Here is a 21920-nt window from a genome sequence, read left to right on the forward strand (position 1 = left end):
GACGGTTAAAAAACCGCCAGCCTTCACCCAATTGCTTGGGTGATCAAATAAGCTAAAGCTTACTTGATTTCAACAACAGCACCAGCTGCTTCTAAATCTTTCTTAAGCGCTTCAGCTTCTTCTTTAGAAACGCCTTCTTTGATGGCGATTGGAGAAGATTCAGCCATAGTCTTAGCTTCTTTCAGGCCTAGACCTGTAGCGCCACGAACGGCTTTAATAACAGCAACTTTGTTGTCACCGTGTGAAGTCATGATTACGTCGAACTCTGTTTGCTCTTCAGCAGCAGCGCCAGCGTCACCGCCAACAGCAACAGTAGCAGCAGCAGCAGAAACGCCGAACTTCTCTTCCATTGCTTCGATTAGTTCAACAACTTCCATTACAGACATAGCTGCAAAGGCTTCTAAGATTTGGTCTTTAGTGATAGACATAAGAAATATTTCCTATTGTTCTGAATTCAATTTGATTAAGCAGCCAGCTTGAAATTAAGCGGCTTCTTGTTTTTGATCGCGAAGGGCGGCCAATGTACGTACGAACTTGCCAGCAGATGCTTCTTTCATAGTCATCATCAACTGAGCTAGTGCTTCGTCGTAAGTTGGTAGTTTCGCTAAACGATCAATATCAGCTGCAGGGATAAACATCCCTTCAAAAGCTGCACCTTTAACTTCAAATTTTGCATTTCCTTTAGCGAAGTCTTTTAAAAGACGCGCTGCAGCACCTGGGTGCTCATTAGAAAAAGCTATTAAAGTTGGGCCAGTGAATGTTTCAGCTAGGCACTCAAAAGCAGTACCTTCAACCGCACGTTTGGCTAGAGTGTTACGTACAACACGTACATAAACACCGTTAGCGCGAGCAGTTTTACGCAGAACAGTCATAGCACCTACAGTTACGCCGCGTGAATCGGCAACAACTGCAGAAAGCGCACCTTTGGCAGCTTCGTTGACTTCAGCAACAATTGCCTTTTTGTCTTCGAGTCTTAATGCCATTAGGCTTTACTCCTGGATTCTACCTAGGGAAATCCCTAGTATTTACCAAACCAAATACAACATGTATTTGATTACTTACGGTGCAGATTTCCAGTAAAAAAATTAGCTGGGGCCTGACACCGTCTACGCAGGAAATTAAGTATGTCTGATGACAACACCTGCGGTCTTGGACGGAAGCCGAACTATTAGTCAAATCAAAAAGTTAACTTTAAGAAATCACACTAATAACGGCTTCAACCCACAAAGTGCGCGCATTATAGACTAATGTACGCACTTTGTAAAATTACTTAATGTCTTCCAAGCTACCTTGGTCAACCGCAACACCTGCACCCATAGTGGTAGAGATGCTGATTTTCTTCACGAAAACGCCTTTAGCAACAGCTGGCTTAGCTTTCTTAAGTGCTGACACTAAAGCTTCTAAGTTTTCTTTCAACTGTTCAGTCGTGAAGTCCACTTTACCGATAGTAGTGTGGATAATACCGTTCTTGTCATTTCTATAACGAACTTGACCCGCTTTGGCATTCTTAACTGCTTCAGCAACGTTAGGCGTTACTGTACCAGTTTTAGGGTTAGGCATTAAACCGCGTGGGCCTAAGATTTGACCTAACATACCAACAACGCGCATTGCATCTGGAGATGCGATAACTACGTCAAAGTTCATTTCACCAGCTTTGATTTGCTCAGCCAGTTCTTCCATACCAACAAGTTCAGCGCCAGCAGCTTTTGCAGCTTCGGCATTGGCACCCTGTGTGAACACGGCAACACGTACGTCACGACCAGTACCGTGTGGAAGTACAGTAGCACCACGCACGTTTTGATCAGATTTACGTGGATCAATACCAAGGTTTACAGCAACATCAACACTTTCAACGAATTTAGCAGTAGCCAATTCTTTTAATAGTGAAACGGCTTCGTTGATATCGTAGCTCTTCATTCCATCCACTTTGTCGCGGATTACACGCATACGCTTAGTTAGCTTTGCCATTATCTTAGTCCTCTACTACCAAACCCATTGAACGTGCAGTACCTTCAATTGTGCGAGTCATCGCTTCAACATCGGCGCCAGTCATATCAGCTGCTTTCAGCTCTGCAATTTCTTGCACTGCGTTACGCTTGATAGTACCCACTTTTACTGTGTTCGGACGAGCAGAACCAGACTTCAAGTTCGCTGCTTTAAGCAGTAAGTAAGATGCTGGAGGCGTCTTAGTTTCGAACGTGAATGAACGATCGCTGTATACAGTGATTACCACTGGAATTGGCATGCCCTTTTCCATTTTTTCTGTACGTGCGTTGAACGCTTTACAGAATTCCATGATGTTCACGCCTTTTTGACCCAAAGCTGGACCAACTGGTGGTGAAGGGTTCGCAGAACCAGATTTAACTTGTAGCTTAATATAAGCTTCAATTTTCTTTGCCATGTCGACATTTCCTCAGTTTGGGTTCAAACGCCTATTGGCGACATGCCAATATGCTCCCCTTGAAACAACGGGTGCGGATTATACAAAACTCCATACCCGCAAACAAATAGTTTTTGTGGTTATTTTAATCAGCTTTTTTCAACTTGATGAAAATCTAATTCCACTGGAGTCGAACGACCAAAGATCATTACCGACACCTTAACGCGATTCTTCTCGTAATCCACTTCTTCAATAGTACCGTTGAAGTCAGCAAATGGACCGTCACAAACGCGAACAACTTCACCAGGCTCATAAATAACGCGGTGAGTTGGAGACTCAATTGTGTCTTGTAAACGCTGAAGGATAGCATCGGCTTCTTTATCAGAAATTGGTGCTGGGCGATCTGAAGTGCCACCAATAAAGCCCATCACACGAGGGATGCTCTTTACTAAATGCCAACTGTCATCGTTCATTTCCATCTGCACTAACACATAACCTGGGAAGAACTTACGCTCACTCTTACGGCGTTGACCTGCACGCATTTCAACGACTTCTTCGGTAGGAACTAAGATCTCACCAAAATAGTCTTCCATGTTGTGCATTTTGATATGTTCAAGCAGGGTTTTAGATACACGACCTTCATACCCAGAAAAAGCTTGGATCACATACCATCTCTTTTTAACTTCTTTAACTTCAGTCATTTAAGATGCCTATACGCCTGTGATTAAATTTACAAGTCGCAACAATATCGCGTCAAATCCCCATAGGATCAGCGCAACGATAGCGGTAGCAACCAGTACAATAAAGGTGGTGTTTAACGCTTCTTGACGCGTTGGCCAAACAACCTTGCGTACTTCAATGTGAGCTTCTTGAGCAAAAGCAAGTGCTTGCTTGCCCTTTTCAGTCTGAAGTGCAATCAAACCAGCAACTGCAAACGCGACGATTACGCCTAAAGCGCGAACGACAACACTTGCCTCGCCAAACATTTGGTTGCCAATAATAGCAGCAGCTAGCAATACAATTGCTACGCCCCACTTCACGATATCCAGAGAATTAGTCTGGTTTTCAGTATTAGTTGTCATCGGTTTATTCCGTTACTTACAGCGACCTAAGCTTATGGCTTGAAAGATATTTACACCTTACAAATATGCATTTCCGAGTTTTCCCTTAGAAATGCCTCAGCACAGGGTCAAAAATTCGGCCATAGATTGTATTCTTATTCAGCTTTGTTAGCAAGACAGAGTGTTTGGCTTAGGGACAAAAAGCCCAAATCTTAACGCGCCTTTACCAAAGCCAAACCAAATCGAACGCTTTTTAAGCAATCAAGATAATTATTGTGCCAAATACACGGAAAAAATTCACGGGACTAAAGATGTGAATTATCAAGATAAAATTTATTTTATTGCGAATTTAACGACAGGATAAATAAAGTAGAATGAAGCTTGAAAAGTTGGAGCGGACAGCGGGAATCGAACCCGCGTTATCAGCTTGGAAGGCTGGAGTAATACCATTATACGATGTCCGCGCACTAACTCGCCTAATGGCAAATTAGTTAAAAAAGTGGTGGAGGGAGAAGGATTCGAACCTTCGAAGGCTGAGCCGTCAGATTTACAGTCTGATCCCTTTGGCCACTCGGGAACCCCTCCACATAAATATGGTGCCGGCACCAAGAGTCGAACTCGGGACCTACTGATTACAAGTCAGTTGCTCTACCAACTGAGCTATGCCGGCGCATCATTTCGGGGACGGATATTATGGAAATGTGCTCTAGAGTGCAATAGCAAATTCGAAAAAAAACTAAAAAACTCGTTTAAGCGTTGCTTTTTTATCCTCAAGGGCTTTTTTTGGCTAAAAACCAACCGAGACTTCGTCCAGCTAATGGCAAATGCCGCCGTAACTATTGTTCCTATTAACACCTTGGTGTACTGTGCAAAACCAAGCGAAGAGAAAGGTTAAGATAGTGGCAAACTCAATACAAGACGCACTTTATTTAGCATTTGAGCGTGAACAGTGGTCTGAACTGAGAAAATCAGTGCCGCTCACCTTGAGTGAAGCCGAGCTAACCCAGCTTAAAGGCATGAATGAAAAACTGTCTCTGAATGAAGTCACTGACATTTATCTACCTTTAAGCCGTTTACTTAATCTGATTGTCGGCGCCAAGCAGCAGCGCGGCCTAGTTATCGATAAATTTTTATCACAACAATCCCCAAAAAGCCCATACATCATCAGTATTGCTGGCAGTGTTGCTGTGGGAAAGAGCACCACTGCTCGTATCCTGCAAACATTATTGCAGCGCTGGCCAGAACACCCCAAAGTCGATTTAGTCACCACAGATGGCTTCTTATATCCTCTAGCAGAATTAAAACGCAGGGGGTTACTGCAACGCAAAGGCTTTCCTGAAAGCTATGATACTAAGCTGTTAGGTGAATTCATTTCCGCGGTGAAATCTGGGGATAATAGCGTCAAGGTGCCACTCTATTCCCACATCACCTACGACAGATTAACTGATCAGCAGCAAGTCATAGAACAACCAGACATCATCATTCTGGAAGGCTTAAACGTGTTGCAAACAGGGCTTGATACCTTAGTTGAGACCCGCAGGCCATTTGTGTCAGACTTTGTGGACTTCTCAATTTATGTGGATGCCGATGAGAGCTTATTGAAAGATTGGTATCAACAGCGTTTTTTACAATTCCGCCACGGTGCCTTTAATGATCCTAGATCCTTTTTCCATCATTACGCTTCACTATCAGACGATGAAGCCAATGCCATAGCCGCCAATATTTGGGACACGATAAACGCTCCCAATCTACAGCTCAATATTCGCCCCACCCGTGAGCGGGCTAAGCTTATCTTGAAAAAAGGCAAGGACCACCTCATTAGCCAAGTGTTAATGCGCAGATAAGCGCTGCTCCATACCATTATAAAAAAGCCCAAGGCATCTGCCTTGGGCTTTTTTATAAAGCGAAGCAATACTGGATAGCCCTGCAGGGCTAAGTTTTAGCCCGTAAGCTAATCTCACCGCCGACAAACGTTTGCAGTCCCTGCGCAGTTTGCAGTAGTACGGCCCCTTGTTCATCTATCCCTTGATAAGTCCCAGTCACTTCATTAGGCGCCATCAATAAACTCACTTCACGGCCCATGAAAATATCATCCGCCTGCCAAGCATCAATAAAATCTTTAAGGCCTGCGGCTTCAAAGCGTTTAAGGTCTTGTTTTAGTTGTTTATGCAGCGCAATAACTAACTCGGTTTTGTCTGGCATAGACTCAAGGGTGGTTAAATCGCTCCAAGGCTGGTCGATAAGCTCACCTTGGCTGGCAGACATACTCATATTAATCCCAAAACCTATCACCAACTGACAGGCCTGCACAGGACTATTGATAAGTTCAATTAAAATACCCGCAAGCTTCTTGTCATTAAGGTAAATATCATTAGGCCACTTAAGCCCTAAGCCATTCACGCCCATTTGCTTAAGCACAGCAACGATAGAACACGCCACTACCAAGCTTAATCCCATGGCTTGAGACATACCCTGCTCCAAACGCCAGTACATTGAAGCGTATATGTGGTGGCCATAGGGTGACAGCCATTGACGACCACGGCGACCACGGCCGGCAGACTGATATTCAGCCAGGCATATATCACCACTTTTGAGTTCAGGGCCATGGGTGAGCATAAATCCGTTAGTGCTGGGTAAATCATTAAAATAAAAACAGCGATTATCTAATTGTTGCAGTAACTTAGCTTCATCAAGCAGACAAATGGGCGTGGCAAGCTTGTAACCTTTGCCCTTCACCGAATAAATATCTATACCGAACTCACCCATGGCTTCGATTTGTTGTTGGATAGCCGAACGCGAAATAGCTAATTTTTGGGCTAATTGCTCACCTGAAACAAAATACTCAGAAGAGAGTAACGCCAAAATCTGTCGCTTATTATGCCATTGAATACTCATAGATTTATCTCTCCCTGTCGCCCCATAACTCTGGGTTCTGGCTCTAATTTCACCCCGAATTTTGCCTCGACCTCAGCCATGACTTTTTTAGCTAAATCGCAAATATTTTCACCTGTCGCGTTACCTTGATTAATCAACACCAGTGCCTGTGCTTTATGAACTGCAGCGCCGCCGACACTCGTGCCTTTCAGACCTGCTTGATCGATGAGCCAGCCCGCAGCAAGCTTAATCCGACTATCATCTTGAGCATAACCAACAATATCTGAGTGCTGTTTCATTAAATTAAGGTATTGCTGCGCCGAAATTAACGGGTTTTTAAAGAAACTGCCCACATTACCTATCACTTGCGGATCGGGCAGCTTTTCCTGACGCACTTGGCAGACACAATCAAAAATAGCCTGAGGCGTCACGGTTTCGGCTTCAAGATGCTGCAGCGGGCCATAACTGAGCAACGGCTGCCAGTGTTTTGCTAACTTGATTTGCACTTGGGTGATAACGATACGATTTTTAAGCTGCTGCTTGAAGATGGACTCGCGATAACCGAATTCGCAGGCAGTATTGTCTAGCCTTATCAGTGTCGCTGTTGATAAATCTTGATACTCAACCCAGTCACACACTTGGCAAAACTCTACACCATAGGCGCCGATATTCTGAATTGGCGCGGCGCCAACCGTGCCCGGGATTAAGGCTAAATTCTCAAGCCCCGGCATATTGCGTGCCAGGCAATATTCCACCAGCCCATGCCAAGACTCACCAGCCTGTACCGTCAGATAGAAATGGTCTTCATCTTCGCTTACCGCTATGCCTTTAGACAGCACCTTTATTACTACACCATCGTAATCTTCGGTGAACACAAGATTCGATCCACCGCCTAGCACCAACATAGGTTTGTCGCCATCATAGGCACTTTGGCTCAATGAAATAAGCTCTTCACAGCAATGAGCCTCGTGCAAGGTATGGCAAGTTTGCGCCAAGCCTAAGGTATTGTGCATTTTTAGCGGGTAAGATAATTTGTCAGCAGACATAAGTATGAAATCAAAACTCATCAAAAAAGATAACCCATTGTAACCACTCGCACTCAATAAAGCTGCTATCAAACGCGCAAAACATGCCTCTGTAAACATGTAGGTTAATAAAGACGAGCTCTGTATTGACTCTGCATCGTAGCTGAAGTGCTGTTAAGCCCAGTGATAAAATTCTTATTAAAGCATTCGCAATGCTGATTATAAAATCCAGCACCGCGAATGGTTACACTCAACATTTATACCAATGGGGTTATTTGGCAATGATTAGCAATGTGTTTGGCAGTAGAGATTTCTGAATTCCATCACTGACGCTGACTTCTAAGGTGTACCAACCTGGTAGATCCGGCGTAAACTCGGTTACTGACTGAGTTGGGGCACTAAATGTTCCTTCTGTGCCAGGATCTTTATCTGTCAAACGCCACTCAAAAATCATCGACTGACCTTCAGGATCTGTCGCCTGCGCCTCAAGTTTAGTAGGAGAACCTGCAATAACGTAGGTATCATAAATCACCTTAGTGATCACTGGTGGATGATTAACTGCAACCCGAATTCTTTTAGTGGCAGGCGCTGACGTTAGCTGATTGTCACTGGCAGTCAAAGAGACTAAATAATCCCCTTTCGCATCTAGGTATAACTGTGTATTTTGCTGATTTGAGTTAGAGAATTGAGCGCTACTATCGCTAGGTTTAGAAACTAAGCTCCAGCTATAACTTAAGCTATCATTGTCAGGGTCAACTCCAACCCCTTGCAAGTTAATCGTTTCACCTTGTTTAGGTGAATTCGAATTTAGATTGATGCTAACCACTGGGGAACGATTGGCAGCGGTCACCTGTAATTTCAGTTGTTTTTTATCTTGTAGCTTGCCATCACTGACAGTCAACTCTACCTGATACTCACCTAAAGAATTCGCACTAAACTTTGCCTGTTGCGTTGCTGCCTGCTCCAGCTTAATTTCTGCACTATCAGGCTGTTGAATAACTTGCCAACTAAAACTTAACGTATCACCGTCGGCATCCGTACTTTGAGCTGCAGACAATGTGAGCTCTTCATTAATTTTAAGCTCAGTACTCGCAGCAGTAATAGATGCCACTGGAGCCGTGTTGCTGGTAACACTAGTAGCCGTGATCACGCGCTGGACCACATCAGTGTTTTCATTTTGATCTTTGAGGCTTAACTGCACCTTATATTCACCCAACTTGTCGGCGGTAAAATAAGTTTCCACTGTATTTGTGCTGGTCAGTGCCGCTTCGCTAGTGGCAGGTTTTTCTAATAAACTCCAGCTAAAACGAGTATCAGCTGTTAAGCGGCTGCTTTCGCCTGAAAGCGTCACTATATTGCCCTGTTTTACCGTTTCGGCAGAAGAAATCACAGCTACAATCGTGCTAGCGTTTGTAGCGCCTGCAACCTGTAAGGCTAACTTTGCCTTATCATTTGCGCCTTTACCATCACTTACGGTTAGGCTTACTTGATATTCTCCAACCATAGTGACATTAAAACTCAACTGCTTATTTTTAGCATCACTCAAAGCCAATGCCATACCTTGAGGATCGCTAACCTGCCACAGATAGCTTAAACTGTCGCTATCAGGATCACTACTTTGCCCACCTTGAATTGAAACAAGATCTCCTATGCTAACTGAAGCGTTGTCTAATGACATTCTGGCTGTCGGTGCATTATTCACAGTCGAAGTTGTTGAAGCACCATCATCGGAGCCACCACCACAAGCAATCATACTGAGAGCCAAAAAAGGAAAGGCTAGATAAGATTTTATTTTCATTACACGTCCTTGTTATTGTTTGATTTTTATCATCGCAGCCATCCTACGGCATTTATTTTTCGATAACAAAAAGTAAGTTGTTACATTTTATTAACTTAAAAATAAAACATTTATTCATTTTTACTTACGATCATCATTTTTAACAAGCACTAAGTTATTCTCAATCACAGTTATCGTTATTGGAGCAGATAATGACAGCCTGATTAACTGGCCATTTGTAAACTGTCATCAATATCTATCCACAATGCCACTGAGCGCTCTATACCTATTTGCAATGATTTTCCCGCGCCCATTCTGCGGGTTTTGACTCCCAACAAACGCAATATTCTTTCACAAGCCACTGTTGTTACTAGAACATAATGCTTAATCTCGTTCTCTCTAGCGAAGTCATAGAAGGATTTAACTAAGGCTGCTGTAGATGAGTTAACTAAGCCAGCGCCTTTTTCGCCATCGCCTTTACGTACGGTAAATCGACTAATTTCCCACACATCTTCACACAATGGTGCCGCTTCGCCCTGTAATAACTCAGGGAAAATATCTTTAAGCATATACTCACCTTGAGTCGGCAATGCACGCCAGCAACCAATGACATTATCGCTTTTATCCGTCATAGCAATATGAGATACATTTAATTTATCGAAGTTATCTTTTTCCATACCATTTTCAGTTTTTACTTCCCAACCTAATCTCTGTTTGAATGTTTCATTTCTTAATTTAAATATCTGATCCAATATTTGATTGTTAACATTTGAAGACATTTTATTGATTACTGTTATTTTTGACATTTTGATCACCGTTTCGTGTTTGAAAGTGAGATCAAAACTAAAAAAAATAACGCTGCTACATAACTGTCAGTTGTGGGGATGTTAGATCTGACAGGTACATTTAACGCTGTTTTCCTCTATTTTATTTACTCCATATTTTGCGTGATGCGGTTAATTGCCAATGACGCTTTATTTGCCTAGCAAAGACTCTGTCATATGTAACAGCTAACCAAACCCTTCTTCACTGGTTAATCTAGAAATATTAAAAACGTAGGTGGGACCTAATGAGCGCACAATTGCAACCAATTACACTTCAGCCAGAGCAACTTCCACAGGAGTTGTTGTTAACCTTAGATAAGGCGCTGCTAACATCCAAGCATTCTGGATGGGCTTGGTCACTGGCTAGACATAACCGCCGAGTATGCTCGGGGTCGGGCATGTTTGGTTACCCAGCCTCCCAGCTAACTCACATGATGGAAAGCCATACTCAGGCCACTGCCCTGTATTTATCGGCGCCATTGCACTGTGGTTTTATTACCTTAGATGAATTGCTCCCCAGCCTGAAGGCGGCAGGTATTCGCGAAGTTAATCTTCCGAGCATAGACAATGCTTGGTGGATTTTTGGTAAAGCGGAAGATAAGAGTGTCGAATCCGGCATTGTCATCAATTACTTCCCAATCAATCACATCGCCAGCCAAGTCTATTATGGCCCCTATACAGTTAAAACGAAGAACCGCCCCTGGATAACCTGCATAACGGCAACCAATATGCGAGGTGGTCATGTTGATATGCAGGTTTTTAATAAAGATTTTGGTTTCAAGCAACGCATAAGACAAAGCGTAATGAGCTGCCATGCCGTCATCACAGATAGCAGTGTCAGTAGTAAAACTTACCAAGGGATGCGTAATTCGGCGGGCTGCGAGTTGCTGCTACATGAATACCAAGATGAGGCCAGTCTACGGGCATTTCTTGCAAATTTAGCAACAATGCAGCTGTCGACTGCTGTGGTCATTGCCAATTACACCACTTGCATGCAATTACAGCAATCAGGCTTAGTCGATGAGTTTCTACTTAGCTATCAATTGCTGGATAGCCCTGACATTGAGCCGACGCCATCGACTCAATCCACCCTAGCTAACCTAGCTGAATGGACAGTCGTTGATAGCCACTTGTTGTCTCTGGGTGTGCAAGTGGAATTAATAAAAAAACCTTTTTGAGCTGTGTCAGATTAATTTTTATATTTGGAGAGAAACATGGACAGAATCATCACTCAACGCCGTTCACCCAAGCTTAAGAAGCTGGCTGCCACCGCAGTATTGACGTTAACTATTGCTTCGGCGGCTTATGCCATTACAGCATCAAACACTGACACCATTTCGCAACGTACTGCACTAGGCACCATTAGCGTATCTAAAGTGAAAACGGGACTCTTTGAAGACAGTTTACGCCTGCGCGGCAATATCAGGCCCAAGACGACCATATTTTTAGATGCCATTAGCGGCGGCCGTATCGATGAAAAATTGGTGGAGCAAGGCGAGTTCGTCACAGCAGGCCAACCTTTGGTCGCACTGTCCAACAGTTCGCTGCAATTAGATGTGATAAGCCGCGAAGCACAAATTACTGAGCAATTGAATTTTCTAAGAAATACTCAAATGACCATGGAAACCAACAAGCTCAATCTAAAGCGAGATTTACTAGAACTCGAGCATCAAATCAGTCAACTGACTCGCAAGCTAAAACAGGCAACCGCCTTGAGTAAGCGGGATCTTATCCCAAAAGATGATCTGTTAAACCTGCAAGACGAACTTAGATATTATCAGAATCGCCGCGAGCTCACGTTGGAGCGGCAACAGGCGGAAAACCTTATTCGCCAAGCGCAAATTACCCAGCTGGAAGACAGCGCTAAGATGCTCAACACTAATTTAGACTTTGCCCGTAAGAATCTTGAAAACTTATTGGTGCGTGCTCCCGTTGCCGGTTACCTCAGCGACTTGGATGTAGCCGTTGGCGAATCTAAGAGCCAAGGGGCCAGATTAGGTCAAATTGATCTGCCAGGGGAATACAAATTGGCGGTAGAAGTGGATGAGTATTACCTCAACCAAGTGGAGCTCGGCATGCTGACCGATGTGCATTTTAATAACCAGGTCATACGCTCCAGCATCAGTAAAATTGATAGCAGGGTCAATGCGTCGCGATTTCTTATCGAGGTGGACCTTCCCAATAACCTTGAAGGCATCAAGCGGGGTCAAAGCTTAGATTTGGATCTCATTCTCAGCGACCCACAAAGTCACTCGACCCTATTAGAAAAAGGCGCCTTCTTCAATACCACTGGAGGACATTGGGTCTTTGTGGTCAATGAAGATAACTCTAAAGCCTATCGCAGACCCGTAAAGTTGGGTAAGAAGAACGGCGCCGTATATCAGGTACTAGAAGGTTTAGAACCCAAGGATAAGGTCATCATCTCCAGCTACAGCAACTTCGACAATGCCGACGAACTCATACTCAACTAAATTTTAAGGGAATAAACATGATCACACTAACAAATATTCACAAGTCATTTCGCACCCATGATGTTGAAACCTTGGCATTGGATGCCCTAAATCTCACAGTAAATCAAGGTGATTTCATTTCCATCATGGGCCCGTCAGGCTGCGGAAAATCGACCCTATTGTCCATTTTAGGCATGCTCGACTCCTGTGATAGTGGCCAATATCAGTTTATGGAGCAGAATATAGAAGGCTATTCTGAGAACCAGCTGGCTAAGCTGCGTAGCCGAAATCTTGGTTATATTTTTCAATCTTTTAATTTGGTCGACGACCTGACTGTGTCACAAAACATTGAGCTGCCCTTGCTTTACAATAAAGTGAATAAGCAACAGCGAGTAGAACGCGTTAAGTCCATTATGGAAAAACTTAACATCAGCCACAGAGCCAATCACCTTCCGCAGCAGCTTTCTGGTGGTCAACAACAAAGGGTCGCCATAGCCAGAGCCTTAGTCATCTCACCAAAGCTTATCCTTGCCGATGAACCTACCGGCAACCTGGATTCAGAAAATGGTCGCGATGTGATGAATTTGCTCACAGAACTCAATCAGCAAGGCACCAGCATAGTCATGGTCACCCACTCAGAAAGCGATGCCCAATACGGCAACAGGATTGTTCATCTTCTCGATGGCAAGGTGGTATCAAGAGAACCTAAGGCCGTGTTGAGCGAGGTGAAGTATGCTTAATAACTATTTATTGACTGCGCTACGTTCCATGTTGCGCCAGAAAAGCCACAGCCTGATGAATATAATGGGGCTTTCTATCGGTTTGGCTGCCGCGATATTGATAGCCCTGTATGTGAATTACCATCAGTCGTTCGACAAGTTTCAGCCTGAGCCCACCAGCAGCTATCGATTGCAGCAACAATGGCCCAGCATGGGACTGCATGCTCCCTTGGTAAGCAGCGCTTTTAATAGCGAGCTGAGTAAAATTAACGGCGTAGAATTAGTATTCAATCTGTTCGATTTATCCAAACAAATTGATTCTGCAGTGGAATATCAAGGTGAAAAATTACATTTAAGCAGTTTATTTGCCGCATCCGACAATATTGAACAGCTCATGCTGTTACCCACAGTGGCCGGCGACTTACAACAAGCCTTGACGGCCCCCTACCAATTAGCCCTGTCCGTTAAAGAAGCCCAGCGTCTGTTCGGCCGCAGTGATGTCATAGGCAAAAGCTTACAGAGTCAGGATGCAAGCTGGACTGTAGCAGCTATTTTTGAAAATCTGCCAGATAACACCCACTTTCATTTCGATGCATTAACCTCGGCAAACCCAGCTATCATAGGGACCCCAAGTATGGGTGCCAACAATAGTTATACTTATGTTCGCCTTGCTAACAGCGCAAATGTTGATGAAATCAGCAAAACATTAACCAGCCTCTACAATAATCTGGCCTACTCGGGTCAAGACATGGTGCGAGTCGAGCTGCAGCGACTGGACAAAATCCATTTAAACGCCCAGTCACAGTTCGAAATGAAAATGAACGGCTCTCAATTCACTGTCACTGTGTGTACTGGCCTAAGCCTGCTCTTGATTGGCATTGCCATGATAAACTTTATCAATATGAGCACAGCTCAGGCGGGTAGGCGAGCTCAGGAAGTCGGCGTCAAAAAAGCCATGGGAGCCAGCCAGTTCCAGCTTATTAGTCAGTTCCTGTTTGAATCGACCCTGCTTTCATTTATCTCAGTGATGATAGCCACCCTATTAGTTCAGCTAACCTTACCTTGGTTTAATAACCTTACCGAAAGCCATCTTAGTCTTACAGCCAGTGTAGATAGCTTGTTAGTCTTGGCCTTTTTAACCTTAATCATAGGCATCACAGCCGGTCTCTACCCCGCGCTATTTATGTCATCATTTAGCGCAAAACGAGTATTGAGTGGCGATCTACAAAGAGGAAAAACGGCAGTGCTTATCCGTAAATCACTGCTCACACTGCAGGCGGCACTGTCGGTAGGCTTAATTGTCGCCGCCGCGATACTGTTCCAGCAATTGGATTACCTTAAACAATTGCCCGTAGGCTATGAGCGGACTCAACGAATTGAAATATCAGCGATTGCTGCAGACATGCTGTTCGAGAAGAGTAATAACGCCATCGTCTCTCGACTGTCTCGAATTGAGGGAGTCTCTGACATTGGTTTCAGTGACGCTTCGCTGACCGACACCACTAACACTTCCACTAAACTGCTATGGCCAGGTGCCGATGCCGACTCCCCTTTCTTACCCTTTATTGGTAGCGGATATGGCATAGTCAAAGCTCAAGGGCTTAAGTTATTGGCGGGGCGTGATTTTTCCGAAAAATACGGCAGCGACTGGTATCAAGAAGATGCTCAAGGACAAGGCTTTGCCGGCATCATAGTCACTGAATCTATCATCAAAATGTCTGGACTAACGGATCCTCAGCAAGCGATTGGTAAGATTTGGCAATTCAAGACAGGCAAAGAAGACAGTGATAAGTTTGATGTGAAAATCGTTGGTGTCGTGGCAGACATTCAGGTGGGTTCAGCTCGCAACAGCTTGTCTCCCTTGCTGTTCATCTGTGGCTTAAGCTGGATGTCAGAGGCCAATATAGTGGCAACTATCACTCAAGATCAACTTCCACTGACCTTAAACCGCATTAAAACAGAGCTAGCTCAGCAGACTGGCAATGACGAATTTACCATTAGCCTAGTGGAAGAAAACTATCGCCAACTGTACAGTGATGATCGAAGGGTAGCGAATTTTGTACTGATTTTCTGTGGGCTTGCGGTTTTCCTTACCTGCGTAGGTATATTTGGGCTGTCATCCTACAGCGCCCAATGTAGAGCCAAAGAAATGTCTATTCGCAAGGTCTTAGGAGCCACTAAGTTGGACTTGATTAATCTATTAGCCAAAGAGTACCTGTGGCTACTGGCTGTCAGTATCTTTTTGGCGGTACCGGCTACCTATTACTTATTAGGCCAATGGCTTAACGGTTTTAATGAGCGTATTACTCAGCCACTCTCGGCTTATGTCGCGGCAGCTGCGCTGGTAAGCCTGATAACTTGGCTCACTGTCGCTTCGCACGGCATTAAATCAGCCAGTGAACGGCCGGCGAAAATATTAAAAGCCGAATAAAAATTCGCGATAACACAAGTTAAGCATGGCTCCCAACTCGGGAGCCATTTTTTTATGTCCATCTCCCACTCCCGCCAGCTAACCTCCTAAGCGGTTAATCTGAAAGTGTGGTTTTCAAGCTTACTGAGACTCACAAAGCGCCTATTTAGAGGTTTAGCATTTGATTTCACCTAGGAGCTTAACAGGCGGCTTGCTGTTTATTGCTAACAGGAGTAGATTACCCTATAGTTTTGCAACATATCATTAACAATGGGTGGTTTTGTCATGGATAGTAAGATCTTCTTGCAGCTGGTGCAGAACCTGGAGCTGCTCAAATCAGCGGATCAATTAAAAACTGCCTGTGAAGAGTTTTGCCAACTTCTGGACGTTCCATTTTACTTAATGGGGATAGTTTCCCAAGATTCCCTATACGCACCTAAAATGAATGTGTTGAGTAATTACCCTGAAGAATGGATGGACATTTATTTCAAGCAAGAAAAGCATAAGAATGACCCGGTTGTCACCTATATGATGAACAAGCATGCGCCAGTTCAATGGAGTCAGCTAGTGCAGCTCGGCAAGTTCAATGATGCCAACAGCCAAGCGTTAATGGAGGAAGCAAAAAGCTATGGCCTTAAAAATGGCCTAAGCATACCCATACGTTCGACCTCTGGGGAATTTGCTGTGTTCAGCCTCGCCATAGATGATGATACCGAACAAGGCAGTGACAAGCTGAATCAGGTATTACCCTTCGCTCATACTTTTGGGGTTAACTTGTTCGAGCGTCAGCTCGCCTTGATAACCTCAGAAACTTGTGAGTCCAATCTAACGAGCCGCGAGAAAGAATGCCTTTTTTGGGCCTGTGAAGGTAAAACAGCGTGGGAGATTTGTCAGATTATCAATATCACAGAACGTACTGTGCTATTCCATTTAAACAATGTCACTAAAAAACTAGGGGCTACCAACCGTCAGCATGCTGTGTCTTTAGCCATGCGCTACGGTATGATAACCCCCAATGTCTAATTTGTATCATGTGATGATGTAAAAATCAGTCTCTCTATTTTTCTTGTGGAAAAATGGGGTTACTAAGCCATTTTTCGAAACAAGACTAGCACTAGCTTTTCATTGCCGCAAAGGTGATGCCGCCATTACCTATGATATTAATACTGCTATCAAACATCTCAGTAAATCGCTCGCCTTCATGCATGATCATCATCAGTGACGCGCCTTGTGTGAAGCGGTCTATAATTCCTAACACAGTCGCCTTACTCTTATCATCTATGTTAGCCAAAGGTTCATCGAACAAATAGGTTTTAGCCGGTTTCAGCAAGCACATGGCTATTTGGCATTTTTTCTTCTGTCCCTCAGACAAGTTATCGTATTTGGATTCGAGGCAAGGTTGTAAATTTAACTCTTCCACCAGATAAGACACTTTATCTTCACAGCCATATTTTGAACCTATGATGTTAAAGTTTTTCCCTATTGTGCCAGGCAATAAACCAAAGGGGTATAAAGAGGCACTCAAATCATGCAGCTCTGGACCTGAGATACTGCCATTGTCTGGTACATAAAAACCGGCCAGCAAGTTGGCGAAGGTACTCTTTCCAGAGCCATTAGGCCCACTGATCAACACGCGGCTCTGAGCACCGATTTCTAGGCTAGCATTATGGAAGATGGATTTTCCTTGGTGATCATATTCCATGTCTTTAAGTGAAAAACCTGACAATACTTCACGCTTGATAGAATGGGCACCATCTGACTCTGACTTAAAGGCTTTGTATCTTTCAATCAAGGTATTCAGCATCACCAAGCTTGGAATAATAGAAGTGATTTGTTCGACAGAGCGAGTCACCATAGAAAAGGCGCGGGTTAATGCAAACAAGGCGCCGATAGTCACTACCCCTGTGATGACTTGGTAACCTGCAATGACGATGACGGATAACTCGGCGTAAGACAGGAATACCGCACTGATAGAGCGATACATGCTGGCATATTTCGCGCTCTGATAAGTTGCCTCTAGGGGCACTTTCAAACCTTGTTTAATTTCTTGTGTCGCCGTGTCATTAAGATCAAACAGTTTTACTAATTTAAAGCTGTCGATTACCGTCGTCAGTATGGATTTAAACTCGGCTTCTGACTCGTGCATTTTATTGGTTACTTCACCAATTTTATTGCTGAACTTATTCGCCAACAGATACAGCATGGGCACTATCACCACTAATGCCAAGGTCACTTGCCAGCTGATCCACAAGGCAACACCGACGCCAGAGATAGCAACCACAATACCCACTAACAGCGACAGGGACACATCAACCACGGCGGCCAGCTGTTTAGGCTCATCGTGCAGCCGAGAGATATAATAGCCCTTGCCATGATTATCAATTTTCTTGCAATCATGTTGATAATACACCGCCGTCAACTCAGCACAGACTTGCTGTTGAACGGCATTTTTGATCTGCTGTCGCAACAAGGAAGTCCAGTAACTTAACCAACGCCCGCCTGTGGCTATCGCCGTCACGGTTAATGCTATGATGACAAATAAGCGTGTGTTCCCCTCAGTGATGGCATCAATCAGATACTTAAGCGCCAAGGGATCGAAGATGGTGAACACTATGGCCTGAAAGATACTTAAACTGAATAACAGTCCCAGCTTCTTTTTCCAAGGCGCTAGCAGTTCAGCCACTATTTTTAAATTCTCTCTGTTAATCGACATAGTGTACCCCTTAATATGACTTATGCGAGATCGTGCAACCAACGTGGCTGACCCGTGATAATTCTATTTAGAAACAAGCCAATGCCTGAGGATCCAAATGCAAGATCTGTCGATAAACGGTAGGAGAAGCGTCCAGGATAAATGCGGCCCTGTGGCTTTTTAATCGAGAACAGCATCACACTGTCGGCAATCTGTCGTGCCGATTGCAAATAAATGGCTTCACCTGTGACGCGATAAATATCGAGCAACAGCTCACCAAAGCCTGACAAACCATTGAAACTTCCCTGCTCTGCCGAGTAGCGTGAGAAATTGGTTACTGCTAGCGATTTTAAAATATCAACATAGTGAGCTTGCGCTGTGACCTCATAAAAACGGGCGATAACGGCGCCAACCCCGCCAGCACCATACTCCCAATAAGGCAATATCTGAGTGCTATCGGCCGTTTCCCCCCAGCTATAGCTGCCATCGTCTCGCAGACCCGCATTGATATCATATTGCAGTGACGCTTTGGCAAGTTGTAACACCTGTGCATCATCCGTGCTTTGATAGAGATGTAGCAGGAACAATGCGATTCCAGCGCTTCCATACGCTATACCTACTGGATCTCGGTCTGCTTTTTCTGCCGGGTAACGCACCCCTGTGGCTTCCGTTATTGCTCGCTGAGCAAGCAAGTCGCCAATTTCTTTCGCCTTGCTCAGATATAATTCAGCGTGAGTTTTGCGATACATAGCCAGTGCCATAAAGCCTATTCCGGCCAAACCATAACCGAAGCTATTCAGTTCAGCGAAAAGCGGCGAGTTAAACGACTCCTCGGCATATTGTTCAGCTAAATCTAGGCGATTCAATTCAAGTTCCGCTAAGGCCATACCGGCTGTACCCACCAGCAAACCCGCACTGAATTCAGTCACTGATTTAGCATCAATTTTTTGTAGCAAGTGTTCTGGCACCTGATGGCCACTCTGGGTTAATAACACAGCAGGACCGTAATAACCGTAAGCCAGTCCGTGAGGATGAAGATCGAATGCACGGTAATCGATTGGCACAAATTGTGGGTCGTTTTCACGGGGAACACCGGTTTTCACCAGTCGGATTAACTCATCGACTTCGTCTTTGAGTTCTGCAGTGGAAACACGCGGCGCTGTATTGGGTAAAGACTCGAATGGCAGGGCTTCTTTTGCAGCCAATTCAGAACGGAAATTAGCTTCCAATGCCTTGACTGATAACAGCGCATTATCGGGTTCACCTTGCGCTAAGGCAGTGATGACAGAGGCAATGGCAGGATCAAGTTTACAATCATCGATAAGTTTAGGTAGCAATTCCCAACGTAAATCCTTGTCGATATCAAACAGGTTTTGTATCGGTAATAAAATGCTGTAAAGCACCATGCCTAAGGCATACCAATCGGCTTGATAGCTACTGCCATTTTTAAGCAAGGCCTGAAGATCACTAAAACCTGGGGTGCTTAAGATGGGGACTATGCCCTTGCCTCCTTCGACTTCACCTTCCTTGAGGCGATAAGCACCATCGAAATCAATGAAGCGGATGCGTTTATTTTCACTGTCCACCATGATGTTATTGGGGGAGATATCAGCTAGCACAATACCGCGCTCATGAGCTGCCATTACAGCTTCGATACAGGACTTGGCTATCCAACAAAATGCGCCTTTAAATCTTTCCGCTGATTCTGGTGCATCTGTATAGGGGACTAAGGTGCACTCGCTACTGGCGCGGAATTTTCTCAATGGAATGCCTTGGACAAATTCTTCCACCAGGAAGGAATGCTCCCACTCGACAAACCAATCTATGGCTTTAGGAAAGTAAGCACTGCTTTGCAACAACTGCAATGCCTTGTATTCATTTTTCAATACCTGATCGGCATAGACACTGGTTTTGGCCATAGAGCGGAAATTGATATGCGGCCGAGCTTCTTTAATGACAACCTCTTGATTTGTTCTCAAATCTAAGGCTTGGTAAACACCACCACTATTAGAGAAAGCCAAGGCTTTAATGACTTTATAGCGATTATTAAGTGGCACTGCCTCAGTACTGGCATCCAGTGCTTCTGGGAAAGGCTCCTTGACCCAGTGAGGCAACTGATAAAATGCATTGCGCTCATCTTCGACTATATTACCGGCATCATCTTTTATACAAGCGAGTGTGGTGCCATCGGCTTTAATCTTAGGTAATAACAGAAATCCACCGTAACGGTAGTGAACCACTTGGCTATCCAGGTATCGTTTATCAGATAAGATATAAGGCCCTAAATTGTCTTTAAGGCTTAAGTACAGATCATTAATGAGCGACTTGAAAACCTTGTCATTTCTAGGGTAAATAGTAATGAGTTTTCCAGCGCTGCTGCGCCCGCATGACTTGGATGTCATGTTAGTAGCGATGTCGTTACGACAAATAACTTTAAATGCCGTGTTGTGCGCCACGCAATGAGATAATGTCTTTTCGATTACCTCTATTGCTTGTGATTCAATGGCTGATATGTGTATTTTAAATCCTTGCAAAGGCAAACTTCCATCAGCAGGAGAACCTGCCAACCAAATATTCTTCCTATTCAATATCCAAGTATCTGGGATACTCTGCTCAATGGCTTTTTTATAGAAATCATCTGAAGGCAACTCAATAGGAAGAGTAAAATAATCACGATCGCCATAGGTATATAAATTATTGCTCACAATAAAATCCTTTTCTTAAAGGTGGTAGTAAAATCAAAAGATTAATTACTCTATGAGTTGTATCGATATCAGCCAGGCGCTAGATTACTGACTGATATCGATAGGTTTTTATACGAATTTCCATAGGATAAAACAGGATTCCTACTAGCAAAACTTAACAACAAGACATGACTAATAAGTTTAGCTTTTATACTCAAGTGTTTTAATAAAATAAATTATTAGCTGCATCACAATGCATAACAACAGCATGTTTTACTTTTATTAATGAGTGCAGCATTAACGCTTGTTCTTACACTGCCTTTCATTTAAATGACAAATGAAAGGGAACGTTATTAGCAATGATTGCTAATAGTGCTCCAATCCATTACTGGAGCGGTTTCTTTTTCTAATGCTAATATTTGCAAGCTTAAAATGTTGTTCATCTTGATATCCTCAATTAAATTATGATTAATAAGTTATCGTCACTTCGATTAGCAGTGATTACTGATCGTGCTCCATTCCATTACTGGTGCAGATTCTTTTTCTATCGCTAATGTTTGCAAGTTTAGTATGTTGTTCATTTTTCATTATCCTTAAAATAGTTAATTTGTGAATTAAGCGAGTTGTTTGCCACAGTGGTTACTGATCGTGCTCCAGTCCATGACTTCAACATCAGACTCAACGGCGAGTGTTTGTAGGCTTAAAATGTTATTCATATTTTTATTCCTTATATAACTGTTAGTTAAATTATTACTTTTGTGCGTTTCCGCCACAATGGTTACTAATCGTACTCCAGTCCATGACTTCAACATCAGACTCAACGGCGAGTGTTTGTAAGTTTAAAATGTTATTCATATTTTTATTCCTTATATAATTGTTAGTTAAATTATTACTTTTGTGCGTTTCCGCCACAATGGTTACTAATCGTACTCCACTCCATGATTTCAATATCAGATTCAACTGCGAGTGTTTGTAGGCTTAAAATGTGATTCATTAGGTTATTCCTTAAATAAGTTGATAGGTG

General features: G+C 43.7%; 23 protein-coding genes and 3 tRNA genes. 6 read left to right on the top strand and 20 right to left on the bottom strand.

All coding sequences use genetic code 11. From position 1 onward, the window contains the following. Positions 1-59 precede the first annotated feature (59 nt). The 9 genes from rplL to H5073_RS05205 all read right to left on the bottom strand — a co-directional run bounded on the left by rplL (position 60) and on the right by H5073_RS05205 (position 4111). A complete protein-coding gene (gene rplL / locus H5073_RS05165) occupies positions 60-428 on the bottom strand; it encodes a 50S ribosomal protein L7/L12 (protein WP_182677628.1) in 369 nt (122 codons plus the stop codon). 54 nt (positions 429-482) lie between these two features. Continuing rightward, positions 483-983 carry a 50S ribosomal protein L10 gene (gene rplJ / locus H5073_RS05170; RefSeq protein WP_182677630.1) on the bottom strand — a complete coding sequence of 167 codons (501 nt, stop codon included), beginning with the start codon at positions 981-983 and terminating at the stop codon, positions 483-485. A gap of 283 nt (positions 984-1266) precedes the next feature. Further along, a complete protein-coding gene (gene rplA, locus H5073_RS05175; protein ID WP_182677632.1) occupies positions 1267-1968 on the bottom strand; it encodes a 50S ribosomal protein L1 in 702 nt (233 codons plus the stop codon). A gap of 4 nt (positions 1969-1972) precedes the next feature. Continuing rightward, positions 1973-2401 (bottom strand): 50S ribosomal protein L11, encoded by a 429-nt coding sequence (gene rplK / locus H5073_RS05180; protein ID WP_011494625.1) that lies wholly within the window; start codon positions 2399-2401, stop codon positions 1973-1975. 128 nt (positions 2402-2529) lie between these two features. Beyond that, the gene (gene nusG, locus H5073_RS05185) at positions 2530-3081 is read right to left on the bottom strand and encodes a transcription termination/antitermination protein NusG (RefSeq protein WP_182677634.1); all 552 of its coding nucleotides are present in this window, start codon (positions 3079-3081) and stop codon (positions 2530-2532) included. Positions 3082-3090: 9 nt separating this feature from the next. Further along, a complete protein-coding gene (gene secE / locus H5073_RS05190; protein ID WP_182677636.1) occupies positions 3091-3462 on the bottom strand; it encodes a preprotein translocase subunit SecE in 372 nt (123 codons plus the stop codon). A gap of 369 nt (positions 3463-3831) precedes the next feature. Next, positions 3832-3905 (bottom strand) — tRNA-Gly (locus H5073_RS05195). A 36-nt stretch (positions 3906-3941) separates the two neighbouring features. After that, positions 3942-4026 (bottom strand) — tRNA-Tyr (locus tag H5073_RS05200). 9 nt (positions 4027-4035) lie between these two features. Further along, positions 4036-4111, bottom strand: a tRNA-Thr gene (locus tag H5073_RS05205). A 229-nt stretch (positions 4112-4340) separates the two neighbouring features. Between H5073_RS05205 and coaA the strand changes: the two genes are divergently transcribed. Then, entirely contained in the window at positions 4341-5285 is a 945-nt protein-coding gene (gene coaA, locus H5073_RS05210) for a type I pantothenate kinase (protein ID WP_182677638.1), read from the top strand. A gap of 88 nt (positions 5286-5373) precedes the next feature. Here coaA and birA read toward each other — a convergent pair whose 3' ends face one another. The 4 genes from birA to H5073_RS05230 all read right to left on the bottom strand — a co-directional run bounded on the left by birA (position 5374) and on the right by H5073_RS05230 (position 9923). Then, complete coding sequence (gene birA, locus H5073_RS05215) at positions 5374-6336, bottom strand: bifunctional biotin--[acetyl-CoA-carboxylase] ligase/biotin operon repressor BirA (protein ID WP_182677640.1); 963 nt, start codon at positions 6334-6336, stop codon at positions 5374-5376. Then, complete coding sequence (murB, locus tag H5073_RS05220; protein ID WP_259394826.1) at positions 6333-7361, bottom strand: UDP-N-acetylmuramate dehydrogenase; 1029 nt, start codon at positions 7359-7361, stop codon at positions 6333-6335. Before murB ends, birA begins: the two co-directional genes overlap by 4 nt. 250 nt (positions 7362-7611) lie before the next feature. Next, positions 7612-9138 (bottom strand): PKD domain-containing protein, encoded by a 1527-nt coding sequence (locus H5073_RS05225; RefSeq protein ID WP_182677643.1) that lies wholly within the window; start codon positions 9136-9138, stop codon positions 7612-7614. Between the two features lie 203 nt (positions 9139-9341). After that, complete coding sequence (locus H5073_RS05230) at positions 9342-9923, bottom strand: acyl-homoserine-lactone synthase (RefSeq protein ID WP_182677645.1); 582 nt, start codon at positions 9921-9923, stop codon at positions 9342-9344. 263 nt (positions 9924-10186) lie between these two features. Here H5073_RS05230 and H5073_RS05235 point away from each other — a divergent pair, with 263 nt between their 5' ends. The 5 genes from H5073_RS05235 to H5073_RS05255 all read left to right on the top strand — a co-directional run bounded on the left by H5073_RS05235 (position 10187) and on the right by H5073_RS05255 (position 16543). After that, a complete protein-coding gene (locus H5073_RS05235; RefSeq protein ID WP_182677647.1) occupies positions 10187-11119 on the top strand; it encodes a hypothetical protein in 933 nt (310 codons plus the stop codon). A gap of 36 nt (positions 11120-11155) precedes the next feature. After that, positions 11156-12412 (top strand): efflux RND transporter periplasmic adaptor subunit, encoded by a 1257-nt coding sequence (locus H5073_RS05240; protein ID WP_182677649.1) that lies wholly within the window; start codon positions 11156-11158, stop codon positions 12410-12412. A gap of 17 nt (positions 12413-12429) precedes the next feature. Continuing rightward, a complete protein-coding gene (locus H5073_RS05245; protein WP_182677651.1) occupies positions 12430-13131 on the top strand; it encodes an ABC transporter ATP-binding protein in 702 nt (233 codons plus the stop codon). Continuing rightward, positions 13124-15541, top strand: coding sequence for an ABC transporter permease (locus H5073_RS05250; protein WP_182677653.1), 2418 nt, complete (start codon positions 13124-13126; stop codon positions 15539-15541). Before H5073_RS05245 ends, H5073_RS05250 begins: the two co-directional genes overlap by 8 nt. A gap of 264 nt (positions 15542-15805) precedes the next feature. Then, the gene (locus H5073_RS05255; protein WP_182677655.1) at positions 15806-16543 is read left to right on the top strand and encodes a LuxR family transcriptional regulator; all 738 of its coding nucleotides are present in this window, start codon (positions 15806-15808) and stop codon (positions 16541-16543) included. Positions 16544-16634: 91 nt separating this feature from the next. On the opposite strand, the gene H5073_RS05260 is transcribed toward H5073_RS05255, so the two are convergent. The 7 genes from H5073_RS05260 to H5073_RS18585 all read right to left on the bottom strand — a co-directional run bounded on the left by H5073_RS05260 (position 16635) and on the right by H5073_RS18585 (position 21890). Beyond that, positions 16635-18233, bottom strand: a complete 1599-nt coding sequence (locus H5073_RS05260; protein ID WP_182677657.1) for an ABC transporter ATP-binding protein — start codon at positions 18231-18233, stop codon at positions 16635-16637. A gap of 20 nt (positions 18234-18253) precedes the next feature. Next, positions 18254-20917, bottom strand: coding sequence for a class III lanthionine synthetase LanKC (gene lanKC, locus H5073_RS05265; RefSeq protein ID WP_182677659.1), 2664 nt, complete (start codon positions 20915-20917; stop codon positions 18254-18256). A 332-nt stretch (positions 20918-21249) separates the two neighbouring features. After that, a complete protein-coding gene (locus H5073_RS18240) occupies positions 21250-21339 on the bottom strand; it encodes a class III lanthipeptide (RefSeq protein WP_220487933.1) in 90 nt (29 codons plus the stop codon). A gap of 48 nt (positions 21340-21387) precedes the next feature. Further along, entirely contained in the window at positions 21388-21477 is a 90-nt protein-coding gene (locus H5073_RS18575) for a class III lanthipeptide (protein ID WP_220487935.1), read from the bottom strand. A 33-nt stretch (positions 21478-21510) separates the two neighbouring features. After that, a complete protein-coding gene (locus H5073_RS18250) occupies positions 21511-21612 on the bottom strand; it encodes a class III lanthipeptide (RefSeq protein WP_220487937.1) in 102 nt (33 codons plus the stop codon). Positions 21613-21646: 34 nt separating this feature from the next. Then, on the bottom strand, positions 21647-21751 hold the full coding sequence (locus H5073_RS18580; RefSeq protein WP_220487939.1) for a class III lanthipeptide: 105 nt from the start codon (positions 21749-21751) through the stop codon (positions 21647-21649). A 34-nt stretch (positions 21752-21785) separates the two neighbouring features. Beyond that, positions 21786-21890, bottom strand: a complete 105-nt coding sequence (locus H5073_RS18585) for a class III lanthipeptide (protein ID WP_220487941.1) — start codon at positions 21888-21890, stop codon at positions 21786-21788. Positions 21891-21920 lie beyond the last annotated feature (30 nt).

It is taken from the genome of Shewanella sp. SR44-3, assembly GCF_014163735.1.
Lineage (GTDB): Bacteria > Pseudomonadota > Gammaproteobacteria > Enterobacterales > Shewanellaceae > Shewanella.

Coding starts and splice junctions, on each gene's coding strand:
- rplL (WP_182677628.1), bottom strand. CDS start 428: ATGTCTATCACTAAAGACCAAATCTTAGAAGCCTTTGCAGCTATGTCT.
- rplJ (WP_182677630.1), bottom strand. CDS start 983: ATGGCATTAAGACTCGAAGACAAAAAGGCAATTGTTGCTGAAGTCAAC.
- rplA (WP_182677632.1), bottom strand. CDS start 1,968: ATGGCAAAGCTAACTAAGCGTATGCGTGTAATCCGCGACAAAGTGGAT.
- rplK (WP_011494625.1), bottom strand. CDS start 2,401: ATGGCAAAGAAAATTGAAGCTTATATTAAGCTACAAGTTAAATCTGGT.
- nusG (WP_182677634.1), bottom strand. CDS start 3,081: ATGACTGAAGTTAAAGAAGTTAAAAAGAGATGGTATGTGATCCAAGCT.
- secE (WP_182677636.1), bottom strand. CDS start 3,462: ATGACAACTAATACTGAAAACCAGACTAATTCTCTGGATATCGTGAAG.
- birA (WP_182677640.1), bottom strand. CDS start 6,336: ATGAGTATTCAATGGCATAATAAGCGACAGATTTTGGCGTTACTCTCT.
- murB (WP_259394826.1), bottom strand. CDS start 7,361: ATGTCTGCTGACAAATTATCTTACCCGCTAAAAATGCACAATACCTTA.
- H5073_RS05225 (WP_182677643.1), bottom strand. CDS start 9,138: ATGAAAATAAAATCTTATCTAGCCTTTCCTTTTTTGGCTCTCAGTATG.
- H5073_RS05230 (WP_182677645.1), bottom strand. CDS start 9,923: ATGTCAAAAATAACAGTAATCAATAAAATGTCTTCAAATGTTAACAAT.
- H5073_RS05235 (WP_182677647.1), top strand. CDS start 10,187: ATGAGCGCACAATTGCAACCAATTACACTTCAGCCAGAGCAACTTCCA.
- H5073_RS05240 (WP_182677649.1), top strand. CDS start 11,156: ATGGACAGAATCATCACTCAACGCCGTTCACCCAAGCTTAAGAAGCTG.
- H5073_RS05245 (WP_182677651.1), top strand. CDS start 12,430: ATGATCACACTAACAAATATTCACAAGTCATTTCGCACCCATGATGTT.
- H5073_RS05250 (WP_182677653.1), top strand. CDS start 13,124: ATGCTTAATAACTATTTATTGACTGCGCTACGTTCCATGTTGCGCCAG.
- H5073_RS05255 (WP_182677655.1), top strand. CDS start 15,806: ATGGATAGTAAGATCTTCTTGCAGCTGGTGCAGAACCTGGAGCTGCTC.
- H5073_RS05260 (WP_182677657.1), bottom strand. CDS start 18,233: ATGTCGATTAACAGAGAGAATTTAAAAATAGTGGCTGAACTGCTAGCG.
- H5073_RS18240 (WP_220487933.1), bottom strand. CDS start 21,339: ATGAACAACATTTTAAGCTTGCAAATATTAGCATTAGAAAAAGAAACC.
- H5073_RS18575 (WP_220487935.1), bottom strand. CDS start 21,477: ATGAACAACATACTAAACTTGCAAACATTAGCGATAGAAAAAGAATCT.
- H5073_RS18250 (WP_220487937.1), bottom strand. CDS start 21,612: ATGAATAACATTTTAAGCCTACAAACACTCGCCGTTGAGTCTGATGTT.
- H5073_RS18580 (WP_220487939.1), bottom strand. CDS start 21,751: ATGAATAACATTTTAAACTTACAAACACTCGCCGTTGAGTCTGATGTT.
- H5073_RS18585 (WP_220487941.1), bottom strand. CDS start 21,890: ATGAATCACATTTTAAGCCTACAAACACTCGCAGTTGAATCTGATATT.